Source organism: Pseudomonas sp. B40(2017) (genome assembly GCF_002112855.1).
Taxonomy (GTDB): domain Bacteria; phylum Pseudomonadota; class Gammaproteobacteria; order Pseudomonadales; family Pseudomonadaceae; genus Aquipseudomonas; species Aquipseudomonas pharyngis.
In genome coordinates this window covers 36813-47048 of the sequence record NZ_NEIT01000008.1, presented here as the reverse complement: position 1 = coordinate 47048, position 10236 = coordinate 36813, and the positions used below count along the sequence as shown (strand labels likewise).

At 61.5% G+C, this 10236-nt stretch carries 10 protein-coding genes; 8 read left to right on the top strand and 2 right to left on the bottom strand.

What is annotated here, in order from left to right; translation table 11 throughout:
* Positions 1–11: 11 nt before the first annotated feature.
* From CAF76_RS22940 to CAF76_RS22910, 7 genes are all read left to right on the top strand, one after another.
* Positions 12–566, top strand: a complete 555-nt coding sequence (locus tag CAF76_RS22940) for a cysteine hydrolase family protein (RefSeq protein ID WP_064599768.1) — start codon at positions 12–14, stop codon at positions 564–566.
* A 152-nt stretch (positions 567–718) separates the two neighbouring features.
* Positions 719–1387 carry a YjfI family protein gene (locus CAF76_RS22935; protein ID WP_085648647.1) on the top strand — a complete coding sequence of 223 codons (669 nt, stop codon included), beginning with the start codon at positions 719–721 and terminating at the stop codon, positions 1385–1387.
* 17 nt (positions 1388–1404) lie between these two features.
* Positions 1405–2103, top strand: coding sequence for a PspA/IM30 family protein (locus CAF76_RS22930; protein WP_064599771.1), 699 nt, complete (start codon positions 1405–1407; stop codon positions 2101–2103).
* Between the two features lie 124 nt (positions 2104–2227).
* Positions 2228–2878, top strand: a complete 651-nt coding sequence (locus CAF76_RS22925) for a DUF2491 family protein (protein ID WP_085648646.1) — start codon at positions 2228–2230, stop codon at positions 2876–2878.
* Positions 2879–2891: 13 nt separating this feature from the next.
* The gene (locus tag CAF76_RS22920; protein ID WP_064599775.1) at positions 2892–3317 is read left to right on the top strand and encodes a DUF350 domain-containing protein; all 426 of its coding nucleotides are present in this window, start codon (positions 2892–2894) and stop codon (positions 3315–3317) included.
* Between the two features lie 17 nt (positions 3318–3334).
* Positions 3335–4027 (top strand): DUF1190 domain-containing protein, encoded by a 693-nt coding sequence (locus tag CAF76_RS22915; protein ID WP_011336163.1) that lies wholly within the window; start codon positions 3335–3337, stop codon positions 4025–4027.
* A 2-nt stretch (positions 4028–4029) separates the two neighbouring features.
* Positions 4030–5187 (top strand): glutathionylspermidine synthase family protein, encoded by a 1158-nt coding sequence (locus CAF76_RS22910; RefSeq protein ID WP_085648645.1) that lies wholly within the window; start codon positions 4030–4032, stop codon positions 5185–5187.
* 76 nt (positions 5188–5263) lie between these two features.
* Here the strand turns inward: CAF76_RS22910 and CAF76_RS22905 are convergent, their stop codons facing one another.
* Positions 5264–5782, bottom strand: a complete 519-nt coding sequence (locus CAF76_RS22905) for a single-stranded DNA-binding protein (protein WP_003228709.1) — start codon at positions 5780–5782, stop codon at positions 5264–5266.
* Positions 5783–5791: 9 nt separating this feature from the next.
* A complete protein-coding gene (locus tag CAF76_RS22900) occupies positions 5792–7189 on the bottom strand; it encodes an MFS transporter (protein ID WP_085648644.1) in 1398 nt (465 codons plus the stop codon).
* A 191-nt stretch (positions 7190–7380) separates the two neighbouring features.
* Between CAF76_RS22900 and uvrA the strand changes: the two genes are divergently transcribed.
* Complete coding sequence (gene uvrA, locus CAF76_RS22895) at positions 7381–10215, top strand: excinuclease ABC subunit UvrA (protein ID WP_064599779.1); 2835 nt, start codon at positions 7381–7383, stop codon at positions 10213–10215.
* Positions 10216–10236 lie beyond the last annotated feature (21 nt).

Here is a 10236-nt window from a genome sequence, read left to right as displayed (position 1 = left end):
AGGACACATCCATGGCCAAGCAAGCGCTCATCGTAGTCGATATCCAGAACGACTACTTCCCCCAAGGCAAGTGGCCGCTGGCCGGTGCCGACGCCGCCGCCGACAACGCCGCCCGGCTGATCGCGGCCTTCCGTGAAGCCGGTGATTCGGTGGTGCATATCCGCCACGAATTCACCTCGCCCGAGGCACCGTTTTTCACCCCGGGCTCCGAAGGCGCGAAACTGCATCCGAAAGTGCTCAACCGCACCGACGAGCCGGTGGTGCTCAAGCACTTCGTCAACTCGTTCCGCGAAACCGAGCTGCAATCGATCCTCGACGAACAAGGCATCAAGGAGCTCGTGGTGGTCGGCAGCATGAGCCACATGTGCGTCGATGGCATCACCCGTGCAGCGGCGGATCTGGGTTACACCGTTACGGTGATCCACGATGCCTGCGCCAGCCGTGACCTGGAATTCAACGGTCTGACCGTGCCCGCCGCCCACGTGCATGCGGCGTTCATGTCGGCGCTGGGCTTTGCCTACGCCAGCGTGGTGTCCACCGACGAGTTCCTCGCCGCCAGCCGCTGAGCCCGCTCTGATACAACTGGAAATACCTGCGCCCGCCTCGTTGCGGGCGTTTTTCCGTGGGTCATGAAAATCTCACGCGTGAGCCATTGATGGCATTTTGATTTGGTTGTAGTGTGGCTCACGCGTGAGATGTTCATAACGGAGTCATCGCCATGAAAAGCCGCTCCCCTGCCACCAAGTCAGAGAGCCCAAAGGGAGTGCGCTCGACACCGTCCGCGAAAAAACCGTCGAGCTTCTACATGAAGCAGATGCGCGCGGGCCTGGCTGCCGCCGGTTATGTGAAACACGAAACTTGGGTGCTTCCGGAAAACCGAAGCTTGCTCAAGCAAATGGAGCAACAGCTACGCCAACCGATTCTGGCTGGCTCTTTCATGTCGGAGAATTACATGAGCGCAGGCAACAACTGGGACATCGATAGCCTCTACAACGCTTTCAAGGCGCTGGACGAGGTGGCTTCGCAAGAGATCACGCTGTCTCTGATCCAGAGCTCCGAACCCAGCCTCAAGCTGGAAATGAACGAATTCGGCGGTCTGCCGATTCACATCGCCCTCGCCGGTCAGCAGATCATCGTCGACACCGTGCTGGTGGACATCGATTCGATCACCGACGTGCGCGCCTTCAACGACGCCGTGCTGCGCAGCCGGGAAATGTTCCCGCTGTCGTCGATCGGCATCGAGACCATGCCCAACGGCCAGACCGTCTACAACATGTTCGGTGCACTGAGTGCCGACTCGAGCCTGACCAACGTGGTCACCGAGGTGAAAACCCTGGTCGACAACGTACAGCGCGCCAGCGAAGCCTTCGAACACTTCTTCAAGTAATCAACAGGGAATATCCAATGACTCAGTCCATCTGGAGCAAGTTGTTCACCGCGCTGCGCGGCGGCGCCAACGAAGTCGGCGAAGCGATCGCCGATCAACAGGCCCTGCGCATCCTCGATCAGGAAATCCGTGACGCCGACAGCGCGCTGTCCAACGCCCGTCGCGAACTGGTCACCATCATGGCCAAGCACAAACTCTCCGCCGACCGCGTGAGCGAATACGAAGCCAAGATCAGGGACCTGGAAGCCAAGGCCGTTTCCGCCCTGAACGCCGGCCGCGAAGACCTGGCGCTGGAAGTGGCCGAAGCGATCTCGACCCTGACCAACGACCTGGGCGTCGAGAAGAAACAAAGCGACGAGTTCGGCACCTACGCCGACAACATGCGCAAGGACATCAACAAGGCCGAAGCGCGGATCAAGAGCCTGCGCCAGCAAGTGGACATGGCCAAGGCCCGTGACAGCGTGCAGAAGGCTCAGGTCAGCGCCTCGATCGCCAGCGGCGGCGCCAACGGCAAGCTGGAAACCGCCGTCGGCACCCTGAACCGTCTGCAAGCCAAGCAGCAGCAACGCGCTGCCGAGCTGAGCGCTGCCGACGAGCTGGCCGATGCGTCGACCGGCAACGACCTGGATCGCAAGCTGCGCGAAGCCGGCATCACGCCGAACGAAGGCAGCGCCAACGCCATCCTCGAGCGTCTGAAGCAGAAGTCCGCCCAGTAACGGCGGCGGGAGTAAAGAAGGGCACCGGGTGCCCTTCTTTTTTGCCTGCTCGTTCGCCGCGCGCCCGGTACACTAGCGGCGTTTTTGCAAACGAATACCTCCACCCGCTTCAAGGAATGTACCCATGGGATGGTTCAAAGATTTGCTCGGCACCAGCAACTGGCAGTCGGCCGCGCCGGCGTCCGGGTCTGCCGGCGGCCCCCTCGGACTGGCGCAGGGCAAGGCGATCCGCTTCGACACGACCCTCGGCCTGTTGCTCGACGGCAGCACTTCAGTGCGGGTTCCCGACGCCCAGGCCATCTGGAGCGCCGGCTGGCTCGACCTCGGACAGTCGAACAAACTGCATCGCTACTACCTGAACGATGAAGAATTCTGGGTACAGATACATGTCACGGGCGACGATCAGATCGAATCGGTGACGCTGTTCAATTACGTCAGCTATGTGACGGTCAACAGTGACGCCGAACTGCAACGCCTGGCCGGGCCGAACAGCCTGATCGGCCTGCCGACCTATCGCCACGAAGGTGTCGAATACACCCGTGAATGGGGCACCGAACGCGGCCAGACCGAACTGGTGCCGCTCACCGAACAGGTGATCAACCCCGACGAGTCCTACACCATCAACCATCACTCGATGCTCTACGCCCGGGAGACCGGCCTGACCGATCGCCGCGAGCTCTTGCTGTTCTCCGTCGAACAGGACGAAGAAGGCACCGTCAGCCTGAGCACCTCGCTGGGCATCTCGCTGTACACCACCGATTTGAGCACCATCTAAAAGGAAGTTTTCCATGCTGGAAGCGTTGTCCATCTCCCTGAACAAAGCCGCGCTGGTCGGTTTCGTCGCCTACCTGATCGGCGCCGTGCTGCTGTTCATGCTGTTTCAGTTCGTCTACACCCGCATCACGCCGCACAAGGAATTCGAGCTGATCCGTGCTGGCAACAGCGCCGCCGCGATCGCACTGTCCGGCGCAATCATCGGCTTCGCGATTCCGGCCAGCAACGTGATCGCTCATTCGATCAACGTCCTCGACTTCGTTCTCTGGGCGGTGATCGCGGCCGCGGTGCAATTGCTGGCTTTCCTGGCGACCGGGCTGGTGCTCAAAGGCACGTCCCAGCGCATCGTTAACGGTGAAATCGCCGCCGGCATCTATGTGGCGGCGGTGGCGATCAGCGTCGGCATGCTCAACGCCGCGTGCATGACCCCGTCCTACTGATCGGCAGGAAGCCTGAGATGAAACGAAGCAAGTACGTTCAACTGTCGCTGGCCGCTTCGGTAGCCCTGGCGATTTCCGCTGAAGTGGCCGCCCAGGAGCAGCAACGCAACTTCCAGAGCGTCGAACAATGCGTCGACGCCGAAGTGGCGCCGGATGTCTGCTCGAACGCCTACGTCGCAGCCCTGGCCGAACACCGGCGGATCTCCCCGGCCTACGACGACAAGGCTGCCTGCGACGCGGACTTCGCCGCCGACTGGTGTCAGAAAAATTCCGCCGGCCGTTTCGTACCGAAACTCGGTGGCTTCAAAGTGCCGCAGGACGGTGAGCCGGCGCAGAACCTCGATGCGATCGCCAATGCCCAGATGCCCGCCGGCGACGCGGCCGCCGTGCAGAGCAATCAGACCAGCACTTCGCACTCGTCCAGCGGTGCAGGCAACGGCTGGCTCACCGGATGGCTGATCGGCAATGCCATGAGCAACAACCGCGCGATCGACTCGCGGCCGGTTTATCGTGAGCGCAATACCCGCCAGACCTACGACACCTCGACGCTGAACCGTCGCATCGAATCGGCGCCGAGCCGCAGCCAGCGGGACTACGACAGCGATTACCGCAAACCGGTCAACGTCGCGGCGTCCACCTCTCGTGGCGGCTTCGGCAGCCAGTCCAGCGCACGCAGTGGTTGGGGCGGCTGGGGCCGTTCGAGCAGCTGACCATGAAGAAGATCCACTGCGCCGAGCGCCACGACTGGAAGCAGACCGCCGAGAGCCTCGGTTTTCTGTTTCACACCATCGACGACGAGCCCTACTGGGACGAGCGCGCCTATTACCAGTTCACGCTCGCACAGATCGAAAACGATCTGGAGGATCCAACCACCGAGCTGCACGAGATGTGCATGGACCTGGTCGACCGCGTCGTGCACAGCGAAGAACTGCTGGATCGCCTGAGCATTCCGGCGCCGTACTACGACATGATCCGAACGTCCTGGCTGGAAGGTCATCCGCATCTGTACGGGCGCATGGACTTCTCCTACAGCGGCAACGGCCCGGCGAAGCTGCTCGAACTCAACTACGACACGCCCACCAGCCTTTATGAAGCGGCGGCGTTCCAGTGGGGCTGGCTGGAGCAATGCATCGAGCGCGGGATGCTGCCGCGCCATGCCGACCAGTTCAACAGCATCGACACCCGGCTGCACGAAGCCTTCGCCCAACTGAAACTCACGCGGCCGTTTTACTTCGCCTCGATGAAAGACTCGGTCGAAGACAAGGGCACCACGGATTACCTGCGGCTGATCGCAGAAAAGGTCGGCATCGAATCTAGACACATTGACATTGAAGACATCGGCCTGAGCGCTGACGGTCGTTTCGTGGATCTCGAAGATCGCTGGATCCCGCACCTGTTCAAGCTGCACGCCTGGGAGTTCATCTTCCACGAACCGTTCGGCGCGGCGATCGCCGAATGCGACACCCAGTTTTTCGAACCGGCGTGGAAATCCATTCTCTCCAACAAGGGCGCCCTGCCCCTGCTATGGGAGTTTCACAAGGGCCACCCGAATCTGCTCGCCGCGCACCTCGACCCGAATCCGGGCAGCGCGGTGCCCAAGGGCTGGGTGCGTAAACCGTACTTCTCGCGGGAAGGCGCCAACATCGAGTTGCAGACCGCTGAAGGCCTGATCGTCAAAGAGGATGGGCCCTACACCGATGCGCCCTTCATCCTGCAGGAACTTGCCCCTTTGCCGAAGTTCGACGACAGCTACACGCTGATCGGTTCCTGGGTGATCGGCGACCAGGCGGCCGGGATTGGCGTGCGCGAAGACAACAGCCTGATCACCAAGGATTCGAGCCGGTTTTTGCCGCATTTGATTCTTGACTGAAAAACCTGCGGGCATGAAAAAGGCCCGTCGTGTTCAGCGACGGGCCTTTTTTATTCAGCGCGAATTCAGCAGCGACTCAGAACGGAATATCGTCATCGAAGCTGTCGAAATCCGGGGCCGGTTGCGGTGCGGCCTGCTGTGGAGCCGGGGCCGAACGCTGCTGAGGTGCCGACTGCTGCGGACGCGGAGCCTGCTGGCGTGGCGCCTGCTGCTGGTAGTTGTTGCCACCGCCTTGTTGGTCGCCCTGTTGTGGACGGCCGCCCAGTAGTTGCATGGTGCCCTGCATGTCGACCACGATCTCGGTGGTGTAACGCTTGATACCGTCTTTTTCCCACTCACGGGTCTGCAGCTTGCCTTCGATGTAGACCTGCGAACCCTTGCGCAGGTATTCGCCGGCGATTTCGGCAACCTTGCCGAACATCGATACGCGGTGCCACTCGGTCTTCTCGACCTTCTGACCGGTCTGCTTGTCGGTCCACTGCTCGCTGGTCGCCAGACTCAGGTTGGTCACGGCGTTACCGTTGGGCAGGTAGCGTACTTCGGGATCCTGGCCGCAAGTACCGACCAGAATGACTTTGTTAACCCCACGGGCCATAACGTTCTCCTAGGCTTCGCACGCAGTCTGCGCCGGGTTGTTCACCAGGCGTTCGAGAGTGGTGCGATCCATTAATTCGGTGTCCAGTTTGATGTAGATCGCCGCTTCATCAGCAACTATCACTGCATCAGTTACCCCTACGAGGGCCTTGAGACGCTCGACCAGACCCGCTTCGCGGATCGCTTCGGGCGACAACGGCAGGCGCAGGCTCGTCACGTAGGGAGGTTCGCGCATGGTAACAGCAAAGGCCAGCCAAAGTGCAGCCAGCCCGGCACATCCGAGGAACACAACCGACAGACCGCCATGCTGGAACATCCAGCCGCCGAGAATCCCGCCGAGTGCCGAACCGAGGAACTGACTGGTGGAGTACACGCCCATGGCCGTGCCCTTGCCACCTGCCGGTGAAACCTTGCTGATCAACGACGGCAGCGAAGCCTCCAGCAGATTGAACGCGGTGAAGAACACCACCGTCCCGATCACCAGAGCCCGCAGGCTGTCGCCGAACTGCCAGAAGAATAGCTCAGTCAGCATCAGCGTCATCACGGCGCCGAGCAGAACTCGTTTCATTTTGCGTCTCTTCTCGCCGTAGATGATGAACGGAATCATGGCGAAGAAGGAAATCAGCAGTGCGGTGAGGTACACCCACCAGTGCTGCTCCTTGGGCAGACCTGCCTTTTGGACCAGGGCCAGGGGCAGTGCGACGAAGCTCGACATCAACATCGCATGTAACACAAAAATGCCCAGGTCCAACCGCAGCAGGTCCGGGTGCTTGAGCGTCGGCATCAACGCCTGGCGTGCAACGCCGGACTCGCGATGACTCAGCGGCCCGGTGGACTTCGGCACCATGAACATCACGATCACGATCCCGACCAGGGCCATGCCGCCGGTGGCGAGAAACAGGCCGGACAGGCCGAACGCACGGGTCAGCAGCGGGCCGACCACCATGGCCACGGCGAACGACAGGCCGATGGTCATGCCGATCATGGCCATGGCTTTGGTGCGGTGCTGTTCGCGGGTCAGGTCGGAGAGCAGGGCCATGACCGCCGCGGAAATTGCCCCGGCGCCCTGCAGGATCCGCCCGGCGATCACGCCCCAGATCGAATCGGCCTGAGCCGCCAGCACGCTGCCGAGAGCGAAAACGATCAGCCCCAGGTAAATCACCGGACGCCGGCCAATGCGGTCGGAAATGATCCCGAACGGAATCTGGAAAATCGCCTGGGTCAGGCCATAAGCGCCGATCGCCAGCCCGATCAGGGCCGGGGTCGCTCCCGCCAGATCCATGCCGTAGGTCGCCAGTACCGGCAACACCATGAACATGCCAAGCATACGGAAGGCGAACACCAGGGCCAGACCGCTCGCCGCGCGGGTCTCGCTGCCACTCATGCGTTCGCTGTGGGGATCGTGCATGGAAAAACCTCGTGTGAACCGGCGGCGATTCTACCAGTCCCATCGAGAGACGGGGTATATCGCGACGCTTTGACGCGTACAGATGAAACTCTCTTCATGTAAGGCAAAAAACCCTTCACTTGATAGTGTGCATCCATCCAGTATTTGGCCGTATACTCCTGTGTTTTCGACGCCCGCCGAGCGAGGCCATTTTGGACAAGATCCTGATTCGTGGGGCCCGCACCCACAACCTGAAGAACATCGACCTGACCCTGCCACGGGACAAACTGATCGTCATCACCGGCCTGTCCGGATCCGGCAAGTCTTCCCTGGCTTTCGACACGCTGTACGCCGAAGGTCAGCGCCGCTATGTCGAATCCCTGTCGGCCTATGCCCGGCAGTTCCTGTCGATGATGGAAAAACCCGACGTCGACACCATCGAAGGCCTGTCGCCGGCGATCTCCATCGAACAGAAGTCGACCTCGCACAACCCGCGTTCCACGGTCGGCACCATCACCGAAATCTACGACTACCTGCGTCTGCTTTATGCGCGCGTCGGTACACCGCGCTGCCCGGATCACGACATTCCGCTGGAAGCGCAGACTGTAAGCCAGATGGTCGACCTGGTGCTGGCTCAGCCGGAAGGCAGCAAGCTGATGCTGCTGGCGCCGGTGATCCGCGAGCGCAAGGGCGAGCACCTGTCGGTGTTCGAAGAACTGCGTGCCCAGGGCTTCGTCCGGGCCCGGGTCAACGGTCGGCTCTGCGAGCTGGACGAACTGCCGAAGCTGGATAAACAGAAGAAGCACACGATTGAAGTGGTGGTCGACCGCTTCAAGGTCCGCGCCGATCTGCAACAGCGTCTGGCCGAATCCTTCGAAACCGCGCTGAAGCTGGCCGACGGCATCGCCTTGGTGGCGCCGATGGACGACGAGCCGGGCGAAGAGATGATCTTCTCCGCGCGCTTCGCCTGCCCGGTCTGCGGCCACGCGATCAGCGAGCTGGAACCCAAGCTGTTTTCCTTCAACAACCCGGCCGGCGCCTGCCCGACCTGCGATGGTCTGGGGGTGAAGCAGTTTTTCGACATCAAGCGACTGGTCAACGGTGATTTGACCCTGGCCGAAGGCGCGATCCGTGGCTGGGACAGGCGTAACGTCTATTACTTCCAGATGCTCGGCTCACTGGCCGCGCATTACGGCTTCAGTCTGGAGCAGCCGTTCAACGAACTGCCGGCCGATCAGCAGAAGTTCATCCTGCACGGCAGCGGTTCACAGAACGTCGATTTCAAATACCTCAACGACCGGGGCGACATCGTCAAACGCTCACACCCGTTCGAAGGCATCGTGCCGAACCTTGAGCGCCGCTACCGCGAAACCGAATCGGCCAGCGTGCGTGAAGAACTGGCGAAGTTCCTCAGCACCCAGTCGTGCCCGGATTGCCGTGGCACCCGCCTGCGTCGCGAAGCGCGGCATGTGTGGGTCGGCGAGAAAACCCTGCCGGCGGTGACCAACCTGCCGATCGGTGACGCCTGCGATTACTTCGGGGCGCTGAAGATGACCGGCCGCCGTGGCGAGATCGCCGACAAGATTCTCAAGGAAATCCGCGAGCGCCTGCAGTTTCTGGTTAACGTCGGTCTCGACTACCTGTCGCTGGATCGCAGTGCCGACACTTTGTCTGGCGGTGAAGCGCAGCGGATTCGTCTGGCCAGCCAGATCGGCGCGGGCCTTGTGGGTGTTCTGTACATCCTCGATGAACCGTCGATTGGTCTGCACCAGCGCGACAACGATCGGCTGCTCGGCACCCTCAAGCACCTGCGCGACATCGGCAACACGGTGATTGTGGTCGAACACGACGAAGACGCGATTCGACTGGCCGACTACGTAGTGGATATCGGCCCGGGCGCCGGTGTTCATGGTGGGCAGATCGTCGCTGAAGGCACGCCGGACGAGGTCATGGCGCACCCGGATTCGTTGACCGGTAAATACCTGTCGGGCCGGGTCAAGATCGAGGTGCCGGCCAAGCGCACGCCGCGCAACAAGAAACAGGTGCTGTCGCTCAAGGGCGCGCGGGGCAACAACCTGCGCAACGTCGACCTTGAAATCCCGATCGGCCTGCTGACCTGCGTGACCGGCGTCTCCGGCTCCGGCAAATCGACGCTGATCAACAACACGCTATTCCCGCTGAGTGCCACGGCACTCAATGGCGCGACTACCCTGGAAGCGGCAGCCCACGACAGCATCAAGGGCCTGGAACATCTGGACAAGGTCGTCGACATTGACCAGAGCCCGATCGGCCGCACGCCGCGCTCCAACCCGGCGACCTACACCGGCCTGTTCACGCCGATTCGCGAACTCTTCGCCGGCGTGCCCGAGTCCCGCTCCCGTGGTTACGGGCCGGGGCGTTTCTCGTTCAACGTCAAGGGCGGGCGTTGCGAGGCCTGCCAGGGCGACGGTCTGATCAAGGTGGAAATGCACTTCCTGCCGGACATCTACGTCCCGTGTGACGTGTGCAAGAGCAAGCGCTACAACCGCGAAACCCTGGAGATCAAATACAAGGGCAAGAGCATCCACGAAACCCTCGAGATGACTATCGAGGAAGCGCGGGAGTTCTTCGACGCGGTGCCGGCGCTGGCGCGCAAGCTGCAAACGCTGATGGATGTGGGCCTGTCGTACATCAAGCTCGGGCAGTCGGCCACGACGCTGTCTGGTGGTGAGGCCCAACGGGTCAAGTTGTCCCGCGAACTGTCCAAGCGCGATACCGGCAAAACCCTGTACATCCTCGATGAGCCGACCACCGGTCTGCACTTCGCGGATATCCAGCAACTGCTCGACGTACTGCATCGCCTGCGCGACCACGGCAACACCGTGGTGGTGATCGAGCACAACCTCGACGTGATCAAGACGGCCGACTGGCTGGTGGATCTTGGCCCCGAGGGTGGTTCGAAAGGTGGACAGATCATCGCCACCGGTACGCCGGAGGAAGTGGCCGAGATGAAGCAATCTCACACCGGTCACTATCTCAAGCCGCTGTTGATTCGCGATCGGGCCTGATTGCCGGGCATGAAAAAGCCC